This is a genomic window from Dyella sp. NPDC103356, from assembly GCF_055584465.1.
The window spans coordinates 243697-266957 of record NZ_JBVJLZ010000002.1 but is presented as its reverse complement, the minus strand read 5'-3'; the positions used below and the strand labels follow the sequence as shown (position 1 = coordinate 266957).

The window sequence follows — 23261 nt, the reverse complement described above, 5'->3', positions numbered from 1 at the left end:
ACCGATATGGGCGGTTATACGCTGACCGAAAATGCCCCGTTGTTGGGCCGCAATACCATGCGTGTCGATGCACGTGCGTCATTGTTGGCCGATATAAACGACGCTGCCAAGCTACCCGAGCTGCTCGATTTTCCTGCCATCCGGCAGCGACCGTTGCTGGTACTGGGCGAAGGCAGCAATATGCTTTTCACCGGTGATTTCGACGGCACCGTACTGGCAATGGGCACGCGTGGCGTGCAACTGGAGCAGGACGGCGAAGTCGTGCGTATCGCCGTGGCCGCGGGCGAACGCTGGGACGACTTCGTGCGTTGGACGTTGGGCCAAGGTCTGGCTGGCCTGGAAAACCTGATCCTGATTCCCGGCACTGTCGGCGCGGCGCCGATTCAGAACATCGGCGCGTATGGCACGGAGGTGGCCGAGTTCATCGAGAGCGTCGAAGCCTGGGATACGCGCGAGCGTCGTGTCGCCGTGCTGAGCAAGCACGATTGCGCCTTCGCGTATCGCGATTCGGTATTCAAGCGCGAACCGGGCCGCTACATCGTGACCGCCGTGCGCTTCGTACTGCCGCGCCAGCGCGAACTTCGGCTCGACTATGCAGGCATTCGCGAAGAGCTTGCGCGCATGGGCATCGAAAAGCCTGCGCCGTTTCATGTCGCCGAAGCGGTCGTGCACCTGCGTTCGCGCAAGCTACCCGACCCGGCGGTTATCGGCAATGCGGGGAGTTTCTTCAAGAACCCTATCGTCGATACCGCCCTAGCCGATGCACTCAAGCAGGCGCAGCCGGAACTTGCCGCATGGCCCGGCCAGGACGGCAAGACCAAACTGTCGGCGGCCTGGTTGATCGAGGCGGCCGGATTCAAGGGGCTGCGCGAAGGCGATGCGGGCATATCGCATCGCCATGCGCTCGTATTGGTCAACCATGGCAAGGCCAGTGGTACCGAGCTGTGGGCACTGGCGCAACAGGTGGTTGCCGGGGTGCGCGAACGTTTCGGCGTGACGCTTGAACCCGAGCCGATCATCGTCGGACAGGTCTGAAGCGAGCTTCGAACAACCCCCGTTTTTATCGTCATCCCGGCGAAGGCCGGGATCCATTCCTCAGTCCTCGCCTGTCAGGCGACATGGGGCAAGCCTCTACATCGAGGAATGGATTCCGGCCTTCGCCGGAATGACGAGTAGGAAATAGCTTTGAGAGATTTCCTGAAGCGAGCTCGGCTTTCACGCTTTTGAAAGCTCCCCCCTGACACGATGGCCTCTTTCCTATGACGCAAGGAAAGGAGCCATCGCATGAGCACGGTAAAAGTCGCCGACGTCCTGACCGAGATGCTTGCCCAGGCATCGATCAAACGCATTCACGGGGTAGTCGGTGACAGCCTCAATGGCATTACCGAATCCTTGCGCCAACGCAAGGACATCGACTGGATCCACTACCGGCACGAAGAAGCCGCCGCCTTCGCCGCCTGCGCCGAATCGCAACTGACCGGCGCGTTGGCGGTGTGTGCAGGTTCCTGCGGGCCAGGCAATCTGCACCTGATCAACGGCCTTTACGATGCGCAGCGCACCCGTACGCCGGTGCTGGCGATCGCCGCGCACATACCGTCGGCGGAAATCGGCGGCGGCTATTTCCAGGAAACCCATCCGCAAAATCTGTTTCAGGAATGCAGCCATTACTGCGAGCTGGTCAGCAGCCCGTCGCAGATTCGACGCGTGGTCGGTAACGCGATTCGCGCCGCCGTCGGCCAGCGCGGTGTAGCGGTCATTGTGTTGCCGGGCGATGTCGCCTTATCCGACGCCACGGCCATTTCCGCGATCGAAGAAGGCCTGTTGCCATCGAGGCCGGTCGTTACACCGACGCCCGAAGATCTCGATCGTCTCGCTGCCCTGCTCGGCAAAGGTCGCAAGGTGACGCTGTTCTGCGGTCGTGGCTGCGCGGGCGCACACGATGAAGTCGTACGTCTCGCCGAGACACTGAAAGCTCCTGTGGTGCATGCGCTCGGCGGCAAGGAACATGTCGAATGGGACAACCCGTACGACGTGGGCATGACCGGTCTGATCGGCTTCAGTTCCGGCTATGAGGCGATGATGAGTTGCGACACCTTGCTCATGCTAGGCACCGATTTTCCGTATCGCCAGTTCTTCCCTACCGATGCCAAGATCTGTCAGGTCGATCTGCGCGCCGAAAATCTCGGCCGCCGTTGCAAGCTCGATCTCGGCCTGGTCGGCGACGTCAAGGCCACCATCGATGCCTTGCTGCCGCGGCTCAAGCCGACCGGCGATGAAACTCATCTGAAAACCAGCCTGGCCAGTTACAAGAAGGCACGTGAAGGACTGGACGAGCTGGCCTCCGGCAAAGGCAGCAGCAAGCCGATCCATCCACAGCATGTCGCGCGCGTGGTCAGCGATCTGGCCGACGACGATGCGGTATTCACGTGCGACGTCGGCACACCGACCGTCTGGGCGGCGCGCTATCTGCATATGAACGGCAAGCGCCGCCTGCTCGGCTCGTTCAATCACGGCTCCATGGCCAACGCGATGCCGCAGGCTATTGGCGCGCAGACGGCGTATCCGAAACGGCAAGTCGTCAGCCTCTCGGGCGATGGTGGCTTCGCCATGTTGATGGGCGATCTGCTCACGCTCGTACAGCACAAGCTGCCGGTCAAGATCGTGATCATCAACAACGGCACGCTGGGCTTTGTCGAGCTGGAAATGAAAGCGTCGGGTTTTCTACCGGTCGGCGTTACGCTGGATAACCCAGACTTCGCAGCGATGGCACGCGCGGCGGGCATTCACGGGATACGCGTGGAAGACGCCGGTGGGTTGGAAGACGCGGTGCGCGAAGCCTTTGCGCACAAAGGACCGGCGTTGGTCGATGTGGTCACCAACCGGCAGGAGTTGTCCATGCCACCGAAGATTCAGCTGGAACAGGTCAAAGGCTTCAGCCTGTGGGCGTTGCGCACGGTGATGAACGGGCGTGGCGATGAGTTGATCGATCTGGCGATAACCAATTTGCGACGGTGATGTTGTCGCCTTCCTGTGGCACTGGCGCAATGAATGGCGGGAACTCCCGAAAATCCTCCCTACTCGTCATCCCGGCGAATGCCGGGATGACGATAGGAAAAACAGAGGTTATTCGAGGCTACAACGTTGGCCTCTAGCTCTTGGCGAGAGCCACCTTTTTTGCCACATCCAGATTCGGCAAAAACACCGTAATCACCCCGATCAACGGCAGGAACGCACACAGGTGATACACGTAGTCGATGCCACGCGCATCGGCAACGTGGCCCAATACCGCCGCGCCAATGCCACCCATGCCAAACGCAAAACCGAAGAACAGCCCGGAAATCATGCCGACGCGTCCCGGGATCAATTCCTGCGCATAAACCAGGATCGCGGAGAACGCGGAAGCCAGGATCAGGCCAATCACCACGGTCAGCACGCCGGTCCAGAACAGGTTGGCGTACGGCAACATCAGGGTGAACGGCGCCACGCCCAGGATCGATACCCAGATCACCCATTTGCGTCCGATGCGATCGCCGATCGGGCCACCAAACAGGGAGCCGGCCGCGACGGCAAACAGGAACACGAACAGATGCGTCTGGGCACTCTGCACCGATACGCCGAATTTGTGGATCAGGAAAAAGGTGTAATAGCTGCTGATGCTGGCCAGGTAGAAGTACTTGGAGAAGATCAGCAGGCCAAGGATGGCCAACGACGCGGCCACCTTGCTGCGGGTCAGCGTTATCGCCGAGGCATGCCCTGCCCGGCTCTTGCCGCGCACCGCGTGATGCGCGCTGTACCACCGGCTGACCTGGAGCAGCACGGCCATGGCAAGCAAGGCTGCGAGCGCGAACCAGGCCACGCTGCCGCGGCCGTGCGGCACGATGATCCAGGCCGCCAGCAACGGGCCGAGCGAGGAGCCGGCGTTGCCGCCTACCTGAAACAGGGACTGCGCCAGACCATGCCGGCCGCCGGAGGCCATGCGCGCCACGCGCGACGACTCGGGATGAAACACCGACGACCCCGTACCGACCAGGGCAGCAGCCAGCAAGAGCACCGGAAAGCTGGGCGCGACCGACAGCAGCAGCAAGCCGAACAAGGTGAACCCCATGCCGATCGGCAGCGAAAACGGCATCGGCTTGCGATCGGTCACCATGCCGACCAGGGGCTGCAGCAATGACGCGGTGAGCTGATACGTCAGGGTAATCAGGCCGATCTGGCCGAAACTCAGGTGGAAATCACCTTTCAGGATCGGATAGATCGCCAGGATCAACGACTGGATCATGTCGTTGAGCAGATGCGAAAAACTGATCGCGCCGATGATGCTGAACTCGGTTTTCGGCTCGGCATGCTCCGCCGGAGCGACGCTGGGCAATACCGGAGGCGCCACGGGACTTAAAGGTGACTCGACTTGAGCTTGCATGGTGACCGGATGGCTGGGGGACGGGGAATGGCGTGGGTTGCATCGCCATGGATCGACACCTTAGAGTCAAGCCGGACGGCCCGCACACGTTATCGGGTCAACTATCAGCGAATTTGGGCCAAGTCATGCGCAACGCACGTATCGACCGCTATGAGGACATCCCGCGGGACGTCGTGACCACCGGCAACGAGTACGCGGCGCATTACGTGCTAAGCCCCCATTCGCATCGTCGTTGCCAGCTGCTTTACGCGATGACCGGCGTCATGACGGTCATCACCGAGGAAGGCAGCTGGGTGATTCCACCGCGCCGCGCGCTGTGGATTCCGTCGGGGGTAATGCACGAAGTCCATCTGGGTGGCCCGACGTCCACGCGCAGCGCTTTTGTACTCGAGCATGTTGCCCAGGCGACCGGGCTGCCCACGCACTGCGAAGTCCTCGCCGTCTCACCCTTGTTGCACGAGCTGCTTATCGAGGCGGTGGATCTGCCCGCTCTTTACGAGCTCGATGGCCGTGACGGCATGGTCATGCGCCTGCTGCTGGAAGAAATCAGGCGCATGCCGACACTTGCGCTCAATACCCCGCTACCGCGCGAGCGGCGGCTGGCGGCGTTGTGCCGACATCTGCTCGAGCATCCGTCGCAAGAGGTGAAGATTGACGATATGGCGATGAGCGCCGGCATGAGCCGCCGCAACTTCACCCGTATGTTTCGCGAACAGACCGGCATGAGCTTCGCTGCGTGGCGCCAGCAGGCATGCCTGCTGGCTGCACTGACACGGCTGGGCAATGGCGAGCCGGTCACGCAGGTGGCGATGGAGCTGGGCTACAACAGTTCCAGCGCGCTGTCGGCGGTGTTTCGTCGCGTACTCGGCGCTCCGCCCAGCCGTTTTCTTGCCAACAACGGCCCATCCGCCACCACATGAAAAACGCCCCGCAGCATCATACGTCTGTAACACTCCAACGGCCTTAATAGGTTAGCTTTGTCTTTGGACTCGTGTTGTTCGCCCCACGACGACAACCCGACTAACGCGATGGCATCTCAATGAATACAAGCGTCGACAGCCCCACGCCCGCTCCGCTTCCGCGCACCGAGAAGGTAGCGACGGAAACTACCGCAGTCGAAACAGTGGCCGTGGCAGCGCCCGATCTGAACGACGCCAGCCTGTATATCCATCGCGAGATTTCACAGCTGCAGTTCAACATCCGCGTACTGGATCAGGCGCTGGACGAAAGCAAGCCGATCCTCGAGCGCTTGAAATTCCTGCTGATCTTTTCCACCAACATGGACGAATTCTTCGAGATTCGTGTGGCGGGCCTGAAGAGTCAGATCGCGTTCGATCACGAAATCGTCGGGCCGGACGGCATTCCCCCGAAGCGGGCGTTGGCCGAGATCAGCGAAATCGCGCACAAGCAGATCGAGCGACAGTATTCGATCCTCAACGATGCCATCCTGCCCGAGCTCGACAAGCAAGGCATGCGCATCGTGCGCCGCAACCAGTGGTCGCATAAGCAGAAGCTGTGGGTGCGCCGCTATTTCCGCCACGAGGTCGCGCCGCTGGTCACGCCGATCGGCCTCGATCCCACGCATCCCTTTCCGCTGCTGGTCAACAAGAGCCTGAACTTCATCGTGCAACTGGAAGGCATCGATGCCTTCGGTCGCGACTCGGGCCTGGCGATCGTCCCGGCGCCGCGCGTGCTGCCGCGCCTGATTCGCCTGCCCGATGAGGTATGCGAAGGCGGCGACAACTTCGTGCTGCTGTCGTCGATCATTCACGAACATGCCGACGAGCTGTTTCCCGGCATGTCGGTGCTGGGCTGCTATCAGTTCCGCCTGACCCGCAATGCCGACCTCACCATCGATCCGGAAGACGTCGAGGATCTCGCGCGTGCGCTGCGCGGCGAGCTGTATTCGCGCCGGTTCGGCGATGCGGTACGCCTGGAAGTGGCCGACAACTGCCCCAAGAACCTCACCGATTACCTGCTCAAGCAATTCGGCCTGACCGCGGCTGAAATGTACGAGGTCAACGGGCCGGTCAATCTGGCGCGCCTGTTCGGCCTGGCCAGTAAGACGTTGCGCCCGCAGCTGAACTATCCGCCGTTCACGCCGGCAATCCCCAAGTCGCTCAAGAAGGCCGAAGACCTGTTCCAGGTCATCGCCAAGCAGGACGTGCTGCTGCTGCATCCCTATGAGTCGTTCGCGCCGGTGGTCGACCTGTTGCATCAGGCCGCCAAGGACCCGAGCGTGCTGGCGATCAAGCAGACGCTCTATCGCAGCGGTGCGAATTCGGAAATCGTCGACGCACTGGTCGATGCGGCCCGCTCCGGCAAGGAAGTGACCGCCGTGGTCGAGCTGCGCGCACGCTTTGACGAGGAATCCAACCTGACGCTGGCCTCGCGCCTGCAGCAGGCCGGTGCCGTGGTGATCTACGGCGTGGTCGGCGTCAAGACGCATGCCAAGTTGATGCTGATCCAGCGTCGCGAAGGCAGCGAACTGGTGCGCTATGCGCATCTGGGTACCGGCAATTATCACACCGGCAACGCGCGCCTCTATACCGACTACAGCTTGCTGACCTCCGACGAGGCCCTGTGCGAAGACGTGCACAAGCTTTTCAGCCAGCTCACCGGCATGGGCAAGGTGCAGCACATGAAGAAGCTGCTGCATGCGCCGTTCACGCTGAAAAAGACCTTGCTGGAATTGATCGCCACCGAGACCGCCCATGCGGCGGCCGGCAAACCGGCGCAGATCATCGCCAAGGTCAACGCCATCACCGATCCCAAGATCATTCGCGCGCTCTACAAGGCCAGCATGGCCGGCGTGAAGATCGACCTGATCGTGCGCGGCATGTGCTGCCTGCGCCCCGGTGTGCCAGGTGTGTCGCAGAATATTCGCGTGCGCTCGATCGTCGGCCGTTTCCTGGAACACAGCCGCGTGTACTGGTTCGCCAACGATGGCGAGGAACGTTTCTACCTGGCCAGCGCCGACCTGATGGAACGCAATCTCGACCGCCGCATCGAAACCGGTTTTCCGATCGAGGGCAAAAAGCTGCAGCAGCGTGTGCGCAAGGAGCTCGATCTTTACCTGAGCGACAACACGAGCGCATGGCAGCTGCAGTCGGACGGTCAATATCTGCGTCCGTCGAGCACTGGCCAGCGGAACGTGCAGGCACAACTGCTGGAAAAGATCTGCGGCGTCGGTGCTTCCAACGAGGCCTGATCGCCGCTTTTGCCAGGACTACGGCTTGAAGCGCCGTACCCACGCGACATAGCGATCGACAAAACCTTGCAGAAACTTCTGCGTGCTTTCCACGCTGATATTGCCGTCGATGTCGAACAGGCCGTCCTTGAAGTGGACAAACACTTCCGGCTGCGCCAGCAGGGGGACATCGAGGTAGGCCAGCACATTGCGCAAATGCTGTTGCGACATGGCCGAACCGGTGGTGGCGATCGAGGTGCCGATCACCGCGCCCGGCTTGCCGGCAAACGAATTGGTGCCCCACGGCCGCGAGCCGATATCCAGCGCGTTCTTGAGCACGCCGGGGATCGAACGGTTGTATTCGGGCGTAACGAACAACAGGGCGTCGGCAGCCTCGACCTGCTGCTTCAGGCGCGTGGCGTTGGCCGGGTAGTCGTGATCGAAATCCTGGCTGTAGAGCGGCAGATCGTCGATGCGGACGTGGTTGAAGGCGAAATCCGCGGGCGCCAGCCGTTCGACTGCGCGGGCCAGGCAGCGATTGAACGATTCCTTGCGCAGGCTGCCAACGAATACCGCCACATTCACCTTGCTCATAACCGCTCCTCGGATGGGTCGCGCCCCGCTGGCGCCGCGGGCCAGTCTGGCGCGCGGCGGATTCAGGGCACGTGACGACTGCCACAGGTTAATTTTTGTGAATTGCGGCACATTTTTATCCGGCTAGCCTATTCTGTGGGCAAGATCACCTGACTCCCACCGGATGCCCTCCGGCGGGCGGCCGGGGATACGTCGACAGGACAAACTGGCGACACAGGGGATAGGGGATGGACGGAGAGTCGGTCGAAAAGGCCAGACGCCGCCGACGGTGGCAAAACGTAGCGTGGCTACTGGCCGCGTTGCTCGGGCCTTGCCATGCCGCCGATACCTTGCAGGGTGCCTGGCGCGACGTGCGTGCCGGCGACACGCCGCAGACCGTGCTCGCCGCCTATCGGCATGGCGATTTCCACGCGTTCGATCCAGGCACGCTGGAACGCTTGCCACAGGATGGTAGTTGGGTCGTCCTGCAAGCCGACCGACCCTGGATCGATGTGGAGCGCCAGCTATCGGTGTATCCGCCTTCGCTGGGCAAGATCACGCTGTACGACGCGAACGGGGCGAGCCAGACCAACGCATTGAACGATTTCTCCGCGGCGATGCATGGCCATGGACGCGTGACGTTTCGGATCGGTGCCGAGATACCCGCTTCGCAGCCGTTGCTGTTGAAATTCGAACCGACATCGACCATCGCAGCCCCGGTCAGTTTCATCCTGCAAAACCGCATCGAGTACGAGCGTGACGATGCGAGCTGGCTGGCCTTCGCCAGTGCATGCTTCGCCGTGATGCTGGCGATGGCCTTGATGGCACTGTGCTTCGCCACCTTGTTGCGCGATCCGACGTTTGCCTGGTATGCCGGATACATCCTTTGCTACATGCTTATCCAGAGCGTGCAGACGGGTTATCTGTTTCACCCCTTGGATGCGGAATTCCTGGTCGGGTCGGCGATGACGCTGGCGACCTTCGCGGTTGCCTTGTCCGTGGCGTTCGCCGCTCTTTTCATGGCGCGCTTCTGCGAGTTGCGCCGCTATGCGCCCTGGCTGCATCCGCCGGTAATCGCACTGGCGATCGGCATGCCTCTGATCCTGTTACTGCGCAGCAGCCATATCGACGTGTTGGAACACACCGCGCAAGTACTCATCAACCCGCTATTGATTCTCGGTGCCTTGCTGCTGCTCTTGGCGGCGATCGTGGCCGTCGCGCGCGGCTCGCGCCACGCCTGGTTCTTTCTGCTGGGCTGGACGCCCCTGCTCGTGTTGACCGCGCTGTGCAGCAGCCAGATCGGCGGCGCCTTGCCCCATATCCTGTGGCTCAACGATGCCAGCCTTGCCGCTGGCGCGTTCGAGGCGATCGTCCTTTCGCTTGGCCTGGCCGATCGCGCGCTCAATGTGCGGCGCGACCGCGACATGGTCCGCGTGCTGGCCGACAACGACGCGCTGACCAATATCCTCAATCGCCGGGCCTGGACCGAAGGCGTGCGGGAAATATTCGCCACGACGCCCGGACAACCGCTTGCACTGCTGTTTCTCGATCTGGACAACTTCAAGACCTTGAACGACAAGCAAGGGCATGCTGCCGGCGATCGTGCACTGGTCGCCGTGGCCGCAGCGCTACGCCATGAGCTGCGCCCTGCCGACTTGCTGGGCCGCTATGGTGGCGAAGAATTTGTAGCCATGCTGTACGACCTCGATCAGGAACTCGCCATGCAGGTGGCTACGCGACTGTGCCGGCGCGTGCATCGACTCGAAATTCCGGTCGATGGCAAGAATCTGGCGCTCAGCGTCAGCATTGGTGTCGCCATGCGTTCGCCGGGCGACACCGTGGAGTCGATCGTGGAGCGTGCCGATCAGGCGATGTATGGCGCGAAGGTCAATGGACGCAATCGGGTACAGCTCGATCCGCGCCTGACGCCCAGCGTACCGAGGGCAAGAGCCTCGGCGCGCAAGTCCTAAGCCAGCTCCGCGGCTGCCGCAACGACATCCGATTCGCCCGGCAGCACCAGCAGCGCGGCACCCGCCAGCGGCGTATAGGTGTCCTCGCCGACCACACGACGCAGCGGCGTCTTCCCGAAACCGCCTTCGACGATCGCCGTGATGACACCCTCGCCGACGCCTGCGCTGCGACGCCCCTCGTCGAGCACGATGATTCGCCTGGCATCGCGTGCCTGCTCGGCAATGAAGGCGTTGTTCAACGGTGCCAGCCAGCGAAGATCGACCACTCGCGTCTTCCACCCATGCGCCGCTTCGATCTGGCGCGCGGCACGCAACGCCATCGGCACGCCGTTGCCAAAGGTGAAGATCACCAGGTCGTTGGCCTCGGGATGGTAGATGCGGCCCTCGCCCAACGTCATGGCCGAACCCGGTGCCGGATAGTCGAACTGCCACTGACCGTCGCCGGCTTCGTACAGATCCTTGGTCATGTACAAGGCGATCGGCTCCAGGAATGCGCAGACACGACCATCGACCTGCGCCAGTGCGGACAACGTACGCAGCATGGTTGCCGCATCGTCGCCGCGGCTCGGGCAACCGACCACCAGACCGGGAATATCGCGCAGCGCGGTGATCGAGTTGTCGTTATGGAAATGACCGCCGAAGCCTTTCTGATAACCGAGCGAAGCCACGCGCATCAGGATCGGGTTGCGATACTGATCGTTGGAGAAAAACTGCAGGCTGCACGCTTCGCCACGAATCTGGTCGCAGGCGTTATGGAAATACGCCAGATACTGGATTTCCGGAATCGGCAGCATGCCCATGCTGGCAAAGCCCTGAGCCAGACCGAGAATCATCGTTTCGTCCAGCAGCGTATTGAACACGCGGCTGTTCTTGAAGGCCTTATGCAGCCCCTTGGTGACGGTATAGACGCCGCCTTTCTGCGCTACGTCTTCACCGAACAGCAAGGACTGCGGATACTTGGCCATCAGATCGTGCAAGGCCTGACCGATCTGAATCGCCAGATGGCGCGGCGCCTGCTTCTCGGGCAGCTTGTCTTCGCTGCCGAACGCCGCGACGCGGCGCTCGGCGTAATCGGTCCGCTCCGCTTCGCGCTTGACTGCGTCGGGGGTGTAAGGCGCCAATGGCTTCAACACGTCGGCCAGGCTGGTCAGCCTGGGACGGCGATCAGCCTCTTCGGCCGCGGCGAAGCAACGCTTGCGGGTGGCTTCGTACAGGGACAGCAGACTGTCCTTGCTGTAGAGCCCGGACTCCAGTGCGATCGCCGCCGAACGCAGCAAGGGATCGGTGGATTCCACCGACACCAGCTCTTCGATACTGCGCCATTCGATTTCGAAATCCGTGCCGGCATGGCCCATCACGCGCGTGGTTTTCAAATGCAGGAAGGTCGGGCGACGCGTGGTACGGCAATGCTCCACCGCGCGCTGCACCTGCGCATAACCTTCGGCCAGGTCCAGGCCGTCGGCAAAGAAGTAATCGAGATTGGAGCGCTGCTGAAAATTGCTTGCCACCCAACCCGTCGGCGTCTTCACCGAAATACCGATGCCGTTGTCTTCGCAAACAAACAGGACCGGAGCCGGCAGCTTTTGATAGGCCGTCCAACCGGCCGCATTGAACGCGGTTTGCGCGGTGGCGTGGTTGCTCGATGCATCGCCGAACGAGCAGATCGCAATCGAGTCCGTCGGAATCGGCAGGGTATGGCCGATGCGGCGAGCCTGTTCGATCGCCACGGCCGTGCCTAGCGCCTTGGGCAGATGCGAGGCGATCGTCGAGGTCTGCGGCAATACCCACAACGGCTTGCTGCCCCACACCTTGTGGCGGCCGCCGGAGGCGGGATCCTCACTGCTGGCGGCAAAGGACAGCGCAGAATCCATCACCGGATCCATGCCCGGCAATTTGCGGAAACGCTCGGCCATGAAGCCGCCGGAGCGGTAATGCAGGAAGGCCGGATCGGTATGACGCGTCAGCCGCGCGACCATCGCATTGCCTTCGTGGCCCGACGAACCGATTGTGTAGAACACCTTGTTCTGCACGCGCAACACGCGGGCCATCAGGTCCAGATGCCGCGAAATCAGCTGCGATTCGAGCAACTCGCGAAAGCCCTGTGCGTTCAACTCGCTGCCTGGCACTACCGGTGCGTCGTCATCGGGCGTGCCGCGTACGTCGCCCTGCCAGAACTGCACGAACTCGGTGAAATTCTGATCGACGATCTCGGCGCGGTTGAAACCTTTGTGACGAGCAGTAATGGCAAACGGAACAGACATGTCGGTATCCAGGGATTTAGGTTGCGCGATGTCATCGCGCGAAAAACGTATGTCGTAACTAGCTCAAGGCGCGTAGCAATGCCGCGCGTTGCAAATCTTTGGGACGTCCAAAACTTTCCAGGATGCGAATCTGCTCGGCGACCTGCGGCACCGGTATCTGCATGCCGCCAAAAGCTACCAGCATGGTGTCGCCGGCCAGCACGGACTCCCATCCCTGCGTGTCGTGCAGCTGCAGTCCGCCCATCACTTCAAGCGGCAGTCCCGTAAAACGAAACCGCGCAAAACGCGAACGAAACCGCTCAGCGCCAGCCGGCTCGAACAGCGATTCACGGCGTGCCTGCCAATGCTCGCTCAGGCGGTCGGCGTCAGCGACGCTGGTCAGCACATCGATATCGGCCACGCCGACGTCGGCGCCAACCAGGCGTGCCGCCGCACTGCCAATAAGCACCCACGGGTCAACGCACAGCCGTTGCAGGTCCGGCAAGGCCTCTTGCAGGGTTTGCTGCAACGGGTCGTTCATGCGCGGCGGCTGCGCCATTGCTCGCGCGTCTGACCCCAGATATCGATCTGCACGTGCTCGTACGGCGCAGGTAACTGCCCCGGTCCAAGATTGGTCGAGCCCAGCCGATGCGCCAGCGCCTGCGAAGCGTCGTTGTCGCGATCGATACTGTGGATGACCTCGGTCCAGCCCAGGTTGTCGAAAGCCCAGTCGATGCTTGCCGATGCACCCTCCAACGCGTAACCCTTGCCCCAGGCTTCGCGCGCCAGACCCCAGCCCACTTCGGTGCCCGGCCAGCCTTCCGGTTGCCAGGGGCCGAGCCGTCCGATCCACCGGCCGGTCGCCTTCTCGATGACCGAGAACATGGCGAAGCCCTGCATCTGCCAGGCACCGGCCATCACCAGAAAATTGCGCCACGCGGCCGCACGCGGCTGATAGCCGCCGATGAAACGCGCGGCTTCTTCGTCAGCCATGTTGGCGGCCCAGCCATCGAAATCCTCAAGCCTCGGCGGCCGGAGAACCAAACGCTCGGTTTCGATACGGATACTCTGCCAATCCACTGCAGCCTTCCTCCCAACACTGACGCCTCCGGCAGGCCGGAGGCATGCGCTCAGAACGCGTTGATACCGGTCAATTCGCGGCCGACCACCAGCTGATGCACCGTCTCGGTGCCCTCATAGGTGATGACCGACTCCAGGTTCAAGGCGTGGCGGATTGCCGAGTGCTCGGTGGTGATACCCGCGCCGCCGAGGATGTCACGGCATTCGCGCGCGATATCGATGGCCATGCGGCAGTTGTTCCACTTGGCCAGGGATACCTGGGTGGGCTGCATCGCACCGGCGTCCTTCAGCCGACCCAACTGCAGCGACAGCAACTGGGCGGTGGTGATACGGCGGGCCATATCGGCCATCTTCAGCTGGATCGCCTGGTTGGCGGCCAACGGACGACCGAACAGGATGCGCTCTTGGGTGTAGTCGCGTACTTCCTGCAGGCAGGCGATGGCGGCGCCGATCGGCCCCCAGGTAATGCCATAACGCGCCTGGGTCAAACAGCCAAGCGGCCCCTTCAGACCCTTGACGTTAGGCAGGCGAGCGCTGTCGGGCACGCGCACATTGTCGAAGAACAGGCCCGACGTCACGGACGCGCGCAGGCTCATTTTCTTGTGCACTTCCTGCGCGGTGAAGCCCTTGGTGTCGGTCGGCACGATAAAGCCCTGGATGCCGTCCTCGGTCTGCGCCCAGACGATCGCGATATGCGCCAGATTGCCGTTGGTGATCCACATCTTGGCGCCGCTGATGACCCAGTCGCCGCCGTCTTTCTTGGCATGGGTCTTCATGTTCGCCGGATCGGAACCGCCATGCGGCTCGGTCAGACCGAAACAGCCGATGACTTCGCCTGCGGCCATGCGCGGCAAATAGTTCTTTTTCTGTTCTTCGCTGCCGTAGGCGTAGATGGGGTACATGCACAGCGAGCTCTGCACGGAGGCAAAGCTGCGCAAGCCCGAATCGCCACGCTCCAGCTCCTGGCAGATCAGGCCGTAGCTGACGCCGTTCATGCCCGCGCAACCGTATTCCTCGGGAAGGGTGGCTCCGAGCAAGCCCATATTGGCGATCTCGGGGACCAGTTCCTTCGGGAAACGCGCCTGGTCAAAGCAGTCGCCGATGATCGGAAGGACTTTCTCGTCGACAAATCGCGCCACGGTGTCCTGCACCATGCGCTCCTCGTCAGAGAGCATCGAACGGACGTCATACAGGTCGAACGGGTTCAAACGAGCGGACATGCTTCAGCTTCCGAAAAGGCAATGGACAAGCCCGCTATTCTAGCTGTCCCTTACCCGCCGGTCATGACGCGTAGCAACCCTAGGCGAGTCCACTCGAAAACGAGCCCCAGAGGGCATTTCAAGGGTTCCCCACCCCGCATTGCCTGAACCTACGGCCAAAAGAAGGCAGCGTGACGTCTACGGCGTGCCACCTAACTGCCATCCGGGGATCGTCAGCCTGGAGACAGGGCACTAGCTTGGTTTTGAGCGATAGGGCTCGGCCATAGCCTTGTCGATGTGACCTGGCATGGTCCCGTTGGCGGAGGAGGAAGGCGGGGCGCCTGCTTCTTGCTGAAGCCATTGTCGAAACGCCTGCAATGACTTTGCCGGAGCCGGATCGGAGCGCGTGACAAACCAATAGGACTGATGCCCCTCTACGTGGACATCGAGCACCTGGACCAACGGGCCCTCCTGCAGCTCACGGGCAACCATCCGCCAGTCGGCGATGGCTATCCCCAACCCGTCCACCGCAGCACGAATCGCCATATCGGATTGATCGAACTCGTAACCTGCATCGACGTTGACCCCGGTGATCCCCGCCGCCTCCAGCCAACGTGTCCAGCTACGCTGCCGTTGGCCGTCGGCCGAAAGCACATGCAGCAGCGGAACACGAGAGAAGTCGGGTACGTCGTTACCGCTTGCACACAACAGACTTGGCGAACATACGGCAATGCTGCGCTCGCGCATGAGAAAGGTGCTGTCGAGCTCGCTCCACTCTCCATCGCCCCACCGAATGGCGCAATCAATCCCTCCCGAGCCCGAGAGGTTGTCTCTCGCAAAATTCGTCAGGGTGATCTCGATATCGGGATGCAGTTCGCGCAGGCTTGAAAGCCTAGGGAGCAGCCAGCGGCCCGAAAACGTCGGCGGCGCATTGACACGCAGTCGACTCACATGCCGCCGGTCTCGAATATCGCGTACCGTGAGTTCGATCTTGTCGAAGGACTGTTTCAGCGCACGCAGCAACAAACGCCCTGCATCGGTAAGCTGTAAATGATGATGACGCCGCAGTAGCAGCGGCTCGCCCAGTTGAATCTCCAGCTGGCGCACCTGCCGACTGACGGCACTCTGGGTAACGTTCAGCAGCTCCGCTGCCCGGGTGAAATTACCCGTCGTACCAGCTACTTCAAATGCCTTGAGCGAATTGAGCGGTGGCATCTTCCGTTTCATCGCCGGCTCTCCTTGCAATGTTTTCGATGCTTCCATGTCAGCGAAGCCCGAAGGTCTATCATTACTGCCTTGAGGACACGTCCTTGTCCTTGGGGCAGCACCCGCCGCGTCAACACAGGTTGCGTCAACACAGTTACTCAGATGAGCATCGACTCGGCTATCGCAACGTCAAAATCGCTCACGCTTTCTTAAGCGCCGCTCCAGGTTCGCCTGTCCGACGAAAGACTGTTCGCGAAACTTGAACGCCTTTGGCATGGATGCCGCGGGTCATCGATGTCCATAGCTCTGAATCCTTTCATGAGCTGTTCCCGACACAACGCTACCGATCGATATCGAGCGGCGAAAGTGTGCTGGGGTCGACAACAAAATTAGAAGGGTCGGCGTCTTGGCGCAACCGATTAAATCGAAGATTCAATCGGAGAAAAATGCCTTACGTTCCAGGCAAGGCCAAAGAGCCGCGTGGAGTAAGCCGGCTAGCCACATGAATTAGAAAGATATTTCCCAAGAAGATGGGCTATCAGTTGTTGCTGACGCCATGCGGCACGTGACCCGTCGCAACATGCCTGCGTGCGGACTCGACATTCGCTGGCGAATCGTCGAAGAAGATATCCGCGCCGAAGGCGTCCAGGAATGGCCCTTTGTCGCGGCCTCCCAGAAAAAGTGCCTCATCGATGCGTACGCCCCAGCGCCGCAGGGTCAAGATCACGCGTTTGTGCGCTGGTGCCGAACGCGCCGTGACCAGGGCCGTGCGAATGGGCGAATTCTCGGCCGGGAACGCCGTCTGCAGGCGATGCAACGCGGTAAGAAACCCGCGAAACGGGCCTACCGACAGAGGCGTGTCGGCCTGCTCGCGTTCGTTGCGATGAAATGCCTCAAGCCCCTCCTCGCGCGACACACGCTCGCCTTCGTCACCGAAAATGACGGCATCACCGTCGAACGCGATACGCAACTGCTCGGTCGCGCGCGGCGGCGCAACTGAGGGCAGAATGGTTGCGGCAGCAACGCCGGCGGCTAGTGCACGGCCAACATCTTCGGCATTGGCGGAAAGAAAGAGGTCGGCCTTGAACGGTGCGATGTAGTCCGAGGTGGGCGCACCGCTGGTAAACGCCGCGCGGCTGATCTCCAGGCCATAGTGCTGAATCGCATTGAAGATGCGTAACCCCGTATCGCCCGAGTTGCGCGACAGCAAGATGACTTCGACGGGCGGCAGGTCGCCAGCGAGCTTGTTCAAGCCCAGTAGTTTCTGCACCAATGGAAAGGCCACGCCCGGTTGCAGAATCTCATTCTCGTGCTCGATCTGGAACGCCCGATAGGCGTCCAGCCCGTCACGCTCGAACAGATCGTGACTGTCACCGAGATCGAACAATGCGCGCGAAGAGATGGCTACGACCAGTCGATTGTCGGCGGCGGCCTTGGGATCGTGAGCGTCGGAAGTTGGGCGTGTCATGGCAAGCAATCTAGCAGACGGGGTTGTCGGCACGTCAGTCCGGAGCGAATTGCTCGTCGAGAATACGCTGCTCGAGGTTATGTTCCGGATCGAACAACAAGCGTACGCCGTGCTCGGTTTGCTGACGGATTTCGACCAGTCGTACGTCGCGCACTTCATGAAAATCCGCCGTGGCACTGACCGGACGCTTGCCCGCATCGAGCACCCGCAGGCTGACCACCGTCCGGTGCGGCAGGATCGCGCCACGCCAACGTCGCGGACGGAACGGGCTGATCGGCGTCAGCGCCAGCACATTGCTGTCGAGCGGCAGAATCGGGCCGTGCGCCGACAGGTTGTAGGCGGTCGAGCCGGCAGGTGTGGAGACCAGGATGCCGTCGCAGACCAGGGTTTCCAGTTTGACCGCGTCGTTCAATTTGACTTCGAGATGCGCCGCCTGATTGGTCTGACGCAACAGCGACACCTCATTGAACGCCAACGCCTGATGCACGTCGCCGCCGCCACAGGTCACCCGCATTTCCAGCGGATACAGCAAGGCAGCATGCGCGCGCTCGACGCGCTCGGCCAGGTCGTCGGTCCGGTGCTTGTTCATCAGAAAGCCGACGCGACCGAGCTTCATGCCGTACACCGGCGCCGCCGTTTCGCGGTAGGTATGTAGCGTGCGCAACATGAAACCGTCGCCGCCCAGGGCGACGATCACGTCGGCTTCGGTGGGCGCAACGTCCTTGTAGCGATCGACAAACTTGCGCCGGGCCTGTTGGGCAACCGTAGTCTCGCTGGCGACAAAGGCAAAACGCATGGGCGGCTAGCCATCCTTGATCGAAGTGCTCAGTTGAGCCCAGATAGCATGAAGGCGCAAGACCGGGATGATCTTACGCCTTCACACTTTATCGCCCGGCCCCTGAAACGGGCCGGCGGCGATCAGCCGAGCGGCACCTGCGCCAGCTGTGCCAGACGACGAACCGCCACGGAGGCGATCGGATAGTCGGCATTCTGCGTCAGGATTTCCGCCAGCATGCTGCGGGTGTACTTCAGCGTGGCATCGTCACGGTTGAGCCATGCCTGCACCGGCGACACGTCCTTGCTGTTGCCCGCCAGGGCAAGCACCTGCAAGGCGAGCGCGCGATGCTGATGGGTCAGCTCGTCCAGCAGCGAACCGCGCGCCTGTGCATGCCAGTGTCCGTCCACCGGCAACGCCTCGATCTGGTCGCGCAACCATTCCAGATCCAGCGCCTCACCCAGTTCGTAGAACACGCCGGCCACCTGATCGATCGGCTGGCCGCTCTGCTGGGCCACCTCGACAATGTCCAGCATCGGACGCTGCACCGGCAGACGCGACAGGCGTAGCGCCAACTCGGGCGGCAGACCCAGGCCTTCCCACTTTTCCTGGCTGGTGGAGAAGTCGGCATTACCGGTGGCGGTCAACACGCCGGGCAATGCGCTGCTCAGCACGCTCACCCCGGCGTGATAGCGCTCGACGTTGGCAGCGATATCCAGCGTGCCGCCCGGACGGTTGAGCAGCCAGCGTGTCAGATGACGCAGCAGCGACCAGATCTGCATGATCGCGTCGATCTGGGTGTCTTCGGCCACCTTGCTGTCCAACGCTTCGATCTGTGCCCACAGGTCGCGGGCGCCGAGGATTTCACGCGCGGCGGTATAGGCCTTGGCGATCGCCGCCGGGCCCTGCCCCGTGTCTTCCTGCATGCGCATCATGAAGGTGGCGCCCATGCGGTTGATCGTCGAGTTGGTCACCGCGGTGGCGATGATCTCGCGCTTCAAGCGATGGCGCTGCATGTGCTCGGCGTACTTCTCGTGCAAGGGCGCAGGGAAGTAGCGCACCAGTTCCTTGGACAGGTACGGATCTTCCGGCACGTCCGACTCGAGCAACTGCTGATACAGGCGCAGCTTGTCGTAGGACAGCAGTACCGACAGCTCCGGACGGGTCAGGCCCTGGCTGCGTGCCTTGCGCTCGGTCAGCTCCGATTCGCTGGGCAGGTTCTCGACCTGACGGTCGAGCGTGCCTTCGTTTTCGAGGATGCGGATGAAATGCGCCATCGAACCCAGGCGACGCACCGACTGATGCTCCATCAGGGTGATCGCCTGGTTCTGGCGATAGTTGTCCCACAGCACGAGGTCGCCGACCTCATCGGTCATCACTGCCAGCTGCTTGTTGCGACCCTCGACGGTGATCTCATTACGCTGGACGGCATCGTCGAGCAGGATCTTGATGTTCACCTCGTGATCGGAGGTATCCACGCCGGCCGAGTTGTCGATGAAGTCGGTATTGAGCAGCACGCCATGCTGGGCAGCTTCGATACGGCCCTTCTGGGTCAGACCCAGGTTGCCGCCCTCGCCCACCATCTTGCAGCGCAGCTCGCCACCGTTGACGCGCAGCGCGTTGTTGGCGCGGTCGCCCACATCCGCATGCGTTTCGCTCGATGCCTTCACATAGGTACCGATGCCGCCGTTCCACAGCAGGTCGACTGGCGCCTTCAGGATCGCGCTCAGCAGGTCGCTCGGCGCCAGCTGCGTGACTTCGGGCTTGAGGCCCAGCACCGCACGCACTTCCGGCGAAATCGGAATCGACTTGAGCGTGCGCGAATACACGCCACCACCAGCGGAGATCAGCGACTTGTCGTAATCGTCCCAGCTCGAACGCGGCAGCTTGAACATGCGCTCGCGCTCGGCGAAGGAGCGCGCCGTATCGGGATGGGGGTCGAGGAACACATGACGGTGATCGAACGCGGCCAGCAGGCGGATATGCCTGGACAACAGCATGCCGTTGCCGAACACGTCGCCGGACATGTCGCCGATGCCGACACAGGTGAAATCCTGGCTCTGGCTATCGCGGCCCAGCGCACGGAAATGGCGTTTCACCGATTCCCACGCACCACGCGCGGTGATGCCCATGCCCTTGTGGTCGTAGCCGTTCGAGCCGCCCGATGCGAATGCATCGCCCAGCCAGAAGCCGTGCTCCACCGAAATCGCATTGGCGATATCCGAGAACGTCGCAGTGCCCTTGTCGGCAGCCACTACCAGGTATGGATCGTCCTGGTCATGGCGCACGACGTCGTGCGGTGGCACGACCTTGCCCTCGACCAGGTTGTCGGTGATGTCGAGCAGGCCGCTGATGAACATGCGATAGCAGGCAATGCCTTCGGCCAGCTGCGCGTCGCGATCGCCGTTGACCGGCGGACGCTTGACGAAGAAACCGCCCTTCGAGCCGACCGGCACGATCACGGTGTTCTTCACCATCTGCGCCTTCACCAGGCCCAGTACTTCGGTACGGAAGTCTTCGCGACGATCGGACCAGCGCAGGCCGCCACGCGCCACCGCACCGAAGCGCAGGTGGATACCTTCCACGCGAGGCGCGCTGACAAAGATCTCGCGATACGGCACTGGCTTGGGCAGGTCCGGCACACGACGCGAATCGAACTTGTAGCTGATGTAACCGCGATGCGCACCTTCCCACTGCTGGAAGAAGCTGGTGCGCAAAGTGGCGCGGATCAGCGACATGAAGCTGCGCAGGATGCGGTCTTCGTCGAGGCTGGAGACGGTTTCGAGCAGCGTACCGATGGCTTCTTCGAGCACGGCGATCTGCTCGGCGCGCGGGCGCGCCATGGCACCGATCATGCCGTCGATCAGCGCCGGCTGGGCGGCACGGATCGATTCGGGGATCAGCGCATGCATCTCGGCCGTGAAGGTGTTGCCGGCGGCTTTCAATTCGTCGACGGTCAACTGCTCGCGACGCGGATCGAACTTGGCCAGGAACAACTCGACCAGCAGACCGGCAATCGCCGGATAGCGGTTGAGCGCGTCTTCCATATACGACTGCGAGAACGCCACACCGGTCTGCAACACATATTTGCAGTAGCCGCGCAGCATGGCGACCTGGCGCCAGTTCAACTTGGCACCGAGCACCAGGCGATTGAAGCCGTCGTTTTCGGCATTGCCGCGCCAGATCTGCTCGAACGCATCTTCGAACAGGCTGCCGACCTGCTCCACGCCAAAGGCGAGGTTGCCGACCGGTTGCACTTCGAAATCCTGGATGTACAGCGTGCCATCGCCCATCGGCAGGTCGTACAGGTGCTCGGTGAGCACGCGCAGGCCGAGATTTTCCAGCTGCGGCAGGATTTCCGACAGCGGCAGATCCGAACCGCTGCGGTAGACCTTGAAGCGCAGCGCCTCCGGGCGATGCTCGGGATGGTAGAACGACATCCGGATAGCGTCGTCACCCTTGAGCTGCGACAGCTGATACACATCTTCGGCCGCCACGCTGGGCGAAACGTCTTCCACATAACCGGCCGGCAAGGCCTTGCCGTAACGGTTAGCAAGCACGACACCGTCATGCTCGCCGCGATCGCGGATCAACATGTCGCGTAGTTCGTCGTGCCAGTTGCGCACGATCACGGCGACCTGCTGCTCCAGCTGCTGTGCGTCGTACACGGCGTGATCGCCGATCTTCGGGCGCACCACGACATGCAGGCGGGCCAGTGCGGCCTCGCCCATCAGCACGGCCGAATCGACCGTCTCGCCATGCAGCGCGTCACGCAACAAGGTTTCCACGCGCTCGCGCACCGCGGTGTTGAAGCGGTCGCGCGGGATGTAGACGATGCAGGTAAAGAAACGACCATAACGGTCGCGGCGAATGAACAGACGCGTACGTGCGCGCTGGCGCAGTTCGAGAATGCCGCTGGAAGTGGTGTTGAGTTCGTCCTCGCTGCTCTGGAACAGCTCGTCGCGCGGCAGCGTTTCGAGAATGTGGCGCAGCGACTTACCGGAATACGAGTCGCGCTTCAGGCCCGAACGCGCCAGCACCGTCTCGACCTTCTGACGCACCATCGGCACGTCCTGCGGGCGCGCCATATAGGCGTTGGACGAGAACAGGCCCAGGAAACGCTGCTCGGCGATCGGGCGGCCACTGTCGTCGAACTTCAGCACGCCCACGTAATCCATGTAACCGGGACGATGCACGACCGAACGGGCATTGGTCTTGGTCAGGATGATCGCATCGGTCGAACCGGACTGCGGCAGTTCGCTGGCGACCAGGGTGCGCAACGAGCGCGGGGCAATCGAGCGCTCGCGCTTGTGCAGGATGCCCAGGCCCGAGCCCTCGACGGCGCACAGCACCTGTTCGCCGTCAGCCTGCTTGACCTCGTATTCGCGATAGCCGAGGAAGGTGAAGTTGTCGTCGGCCAGCCAGTGCAGGAACTCGGTTCCCTCCTTGACCCCGGCGGCATCCAGCGGCAGTTTGCGCTGCGGCAGATCCGCGGCGATCGCCAGCGCCTTGTCGCGCATCGTCGCCCAGTCGCGGACGGCGTCGCGCACATCGTCGAGCGCACCTTCAAGCTGGGTGCGAAGCTGCACCAGTTCGGCCTCGGTGGCCACGCGGTCGATCTCGAAATGCATCACCGACTCGGACGCATCGCCATCGTCGCCCAGGCGTTGCAGCTTGCCGGCGGCATCGCGGGTCACCTTGACGACCGGATGGATCACGGCATGGATCGGCCACTGCGATACGCTCATGGTCACCGTATCGACCAGGAACGGCATGTCGTCGGTCACCACCTGCACCAGGCTGCGGCCGGCGAAGCCGGTTTCCGGGTTGACCACACGCACCGAGGCACGCCCCGGCTGGCGCTGCTGCATGAAGTCGATCAGGCCGGCGACCAGCGTGGCCCATTCGGCACTGGAATGCAGGTCAAGGTCGGTGGCGCCAATGCGCGCGAAGAAAGCGTCGATAAAAAATTGCGCCTCTTCAAGGCGCGTCGTTGAAAATCCATTCTTCTTGAGTTCTTCGAGTACGACGGTCTGGATTAGACGGTCGCCGGACGCACGCATCGCATTCATGGCATCTACTGGTCAGTGGAGACGAAAAAAGCCGGAAAAGAATACGCCTCGCAAGAAAGCGAATCCACCGT

15 protein-coding genes are annotated in these 23261 nt (G+C 62.1%); 5 read left to right on the top strand and 10 right to left on the bottom strand.

Translation table 11 applies throughout. The features are described from left to right. Positions 1 to 6: 6 nt before the first annotated feature. Complete coding sequence (gene murB / locus ACZ6WW_RS04570) at positions 7 to 1035, top strand: UDP-N-acetylmuramate dehydrogenase (RefSeq protein ID WP_465273557.1); 1029 nt, start codon at positions 7 to 9, stop codon at positions 1033 to 1035. A gap of 249 nt (positions 1036 to 1284) precedes the next feature. After that, the gene (gene poxB / locus ACZ6WW_RS04565) at positions 1285 to 3015 is read left to right on the top strand and encodes a ubiquinone-dependent pyruvate dehydrogenase (protein ID WP_465273170.1); all 1731 of its coding nucleotides are present in this window, start codon (positions 1285 to 1287) and stop codon (positions 3013 to 3015) included. Positions 3016 to 3148: 133 nt separating this feature from the next. On the opposite strand, the gene ACZ6WW_RS04560 is transcribed toward poxB, so the two are convergent. Further along, positions 3149 to 4417 carry an MFS transporter gene (locus ACZ6WW_RS04560; RefSeq protein ID WP_465273169.1) on the bottom strand — a complete coding sequence of 423 codons (1269 nt, stop codon included), beginning with the start codon at positions 4415 to 4417 and terminating at the stop codon, positions 3149 to 3151. A 125-nt stretch (positions 4418 to 4542) separates the two neighbouring features. On the opposite strand from ACZ6WW_RS04560, the gene ACZ6WW_RS04555 reads away from it, so the two are divergent. Together ACZ6WW_RS04555 and ppk1 are read left to right on the top strand one after the other, a co-directional pair. Continuing rightward, positions 4543 to 5337, top strand: coding sequence for an AraC family transcriptional regulator (locus ACZ6WW_RS04555; RefSeq protein WP_465273168.1), 795 nt, complete (start codon positions 4543 to 4545; stop codon positions 5335 to 5337). 119 nt (positions 5338 to 5456) lie between these two features. Further along, positions 5457 to 7628, top strand: coding sequence for a polyphosphate kinase 1 (gene ppk1 / locus ACZ6WW_RS04550; protein WP_465273167.1), 2172 nt, complete (start codon positions 5457 to 5459; stop codon positions 7626 to 7628). Between the two features lie 18 nt (positions 7629 to 7646). Here ppk1 and ACZ6WW_RS04545 read toward each other — a convergent pair whose 3' ends face one another. After that, the gene (locus tag ACZ6WW_RS04545; protein ID WP_465273166.1) at positions 7647 to 8201 is read right to left on the bottom strand and encodes an NADPH-dependent FMN reductase; all 555 of its coding nucleotides are present in this window, start codon (positions 8199 to 8201) and stop codon (positions 7647 to 7649) included. Positions 8202 to 8428: 227 nt separating this feature from the next. Between ACZ6WW_RS04545 and ACZ6WW_RS04540 the strand changes: the two genes are divergently transcribed. Next, positions 8429 to 10150 (top strand): sensor domain-containing diguanylate cyclase, encoded by a 1722-nt coding sequence (locus ACZ6WW_RS04540; protein ID WP_465273165.1) that lies wholly within the window; start codon positions 8429 to 8431, stop codon positions 10148 to 10150. Here ACZ6WW_RS04540 and ACZ6WW_RS04535 read toward each other — a convergent pair. From ACZ6WW_RS04535 to ACZ6WW_RS04500, 8 genes are all read right to left on the bottom strand, one after another. After that, the gene (locus ACZ6WW_RS04535) at positions 10147 to 12411 is read right to left on the bottom strand and encodes a thiamine pyrophosphate-dependent enzyme (protein WP_465273164.1); all 2265 of its coding nucleotides are present in this window, start codon (positions 12409 to 12411) and stop codon (positions 10147 to 10149) included. The two genes, ACZ6WW_RS04540 and ACZ6WW_RS04535, sit on opposite strands and share 4 nt — an antisense overlap. Before the next feature lie 58 nt (positions 12412 to 12469). Further along, the gene (locus ACZ6WW_RS04530) at positions 12470 to 12931 is read right to left on the bottom strand and encodes a hypothetical protein (protein ID WP_465273163.1); all 462 of its coding nucleotides are present in this window, start codon (positions 12929 to 12931) and stop codon (positions 12470 to 12472) included. Continuing rightward, a complete protein-coding gene (locus ACZ6WW_RS04525; RefSeq protein WP_465273162.1) occupies positions 12928 to 13470 on the bottom strand; it encodes a GNAT family N-acetyltransferase in 543 nt (180 codons plus the stop codon). The genes ACZ6WW_RS04530 and ACZ6WW_RS04525 overlap by 4 nt, the downstream gene beginning before the upstream one ends. A gap of 50 nt (positions 13471 to 13520) precedes the next feature. Further along, positions 13521 to 14690 carry an acyl-CoA dehydrogenase family protein gene (locus ACZ6WW_RS04520; RefSeq protein WP_465273161.1) on the bottom strand — a complete coding sequence of 390 codons (1170 nt, stop codon included), beginning with the start codon at positions 14688 to 14690 and terminating at the stop codon, positions 13521 to 13523. Positions 14691 to 14921: 231 nt separating this feature from the next. Further along, complete coding sequence (locus tag ACZ6WW_RS04515) at positions 14922 to 15932, bottom strand: LysR substrate-binding domain-containing protein (RefSeq protein ID WP_465273160.1); 1011 nt, start codon at positions 15930 to 15932, stop codon at positions 14922 to 14924. A gap of 481 nt (positions 15933 to 16413) precedes the next feature. Then, positions 16414 to 17343, bottom strand: coding sequence for a 5'-nucleotidase (locus tag ACZ6WW_RS04510; RefSeq protein WP_465273159.1), 930 nt, complete (start codon positions 17341 to 17343; stop codon positions 16414 to 16416). Positions 17344 to 17377: 34 nt separating this feature from the next. Then, entirely contained in the window at positions 17378 to 18139 is a 762-nt protein-coding gene (locus ACZ6WW_RS04505; protein ID WP_281848234.1) for an NAD kinase, read from the bottom strand. A 122-nt stretch (positions 18140 to 18261) separates the two neighbouring features. Then, the gene (locus ACZ6WW_RS04500; protein ID WP_465273158.1) at positions 18262 to 23190 is read right to left on the bottom strand and encodes an NAD-glutamate dehydrogenase; all 4929 of its coding nucleotides are present in this window, start codon (positions 23188 to 23190) and stop codon (positions 18262 to 18264) included. Positions 23191 to 23261: the final 71 nt, after the last annotated feature.

What these genes read in the sequence shown, in the direction of transcription:
- ACZ6WW_RS04520 (WP_465273161.1), bottom strand. Translation starts at nt 14,690, where the DNA reads ATGTCCGCTCGTTTGAACCCGTTCGACCTGTATGACGTCCGTTCGATG.
- ACZ6WW_RS04540 (WP_465273165.1), top strand. Translation starts at nt 8,429, where the DNA reads ATGGACGGAGAGTCGGTCGAAAAGGCCAGACGCCGCCGACGGTGGCAA.
- ACZ6WW_RS04535 (WP_465273164.1), bottom strand. Translation starts at nt 12,411, where the DNA reads ATGTCTGTTCCGTTTGCCATTACTGCTCGTCACAAAGGTTTCAACCGC.
- ACZ6WW_RS04505 (WP_281848234.1), bottom strand. Translation starts at nt 18,139, where the DNA reads ATGCGTTTTGCCTTTGTCGCCAGCGAGACTACGGTTGCCCAACAGGCC.
- poxB (WP_465273170.1), top strand. Translation starts at nt 1,285, where the DNA reads ATGAGCACGGTAAAAGTCGCCGACGTCCTGACCGAGATGCTTGCCCAG.
- ACZ6WW_RS04555 (WP_465273168.1), top strand. Translation starts at nt 4,543, where the DNA reads ATGCGCAACGCACGTATCGACCGCTATGAGGACATCCCGCGGGACGTC.
- ACZ6WW_RS04530 (WP_465273163.1), bottom strand. Translation starts at nt 12,931, where the DNA reads ATGAACGACCCGTTGCAGCAAACCCTGCAAGAGGCCTTGCCGGACCTG.
- ppk1 (WP_465273167.1), top strand. Translation starts at nt 5,457, where the DNA reads ATGAATACAAGCGTCGACAGCCCCACGCCCGCTCCGCTTCCGCGCACC.
- ACZ6WW_RS04500 (WP_465273158.1), bottom strand. Translation starts at nt 23,190, where the DNA reads ATGAATGCGATGCGTGCGTCCGGCGACCGTCTAATCCAGACCGTCGTA.
- ACZ6WW_RS04545 (WP_465273166.1), bottom strand. Translation starts at nt 8,201, where the DNA reads ATGAGCAAGGTGAATGTGGCGGTATTCGTTGGCAGCCTGCGCAAGGAA.
- ACZ6WW_RS04560 (WP_465273169.1), bottom strand. Translation starts at nt 4,417, where the DNA reads ATGCAAGCTCAAGTCGAGTCACCTTTAAGTCCCGTGGCGCCTCCGGTA.
- ACZ6WW_RS04510 (WP_465273159.1), bottom strand. Translation starts at nt 17,343, where the DNA reads ATGACACGCCCAACTTCCGACGCTCACGATCCCAAGGCCGCCGCCGAC.
- ACZ6WW_RS04515 (WP_465273160.1), bottom strand. Translation starts at nt 15,932, where the DNA reads ATGGAAGCATCGAAAACATTGCAAGGAGAGCCGGCGATGAAACGGAAG.
- murB (WP_465273557.1), top strand. Translation starts at nt 7, where the DNA reads ATGGGCGGTTATACGCTGACCGAAAATGCCCCGTTGTTGGGCCGCAAT.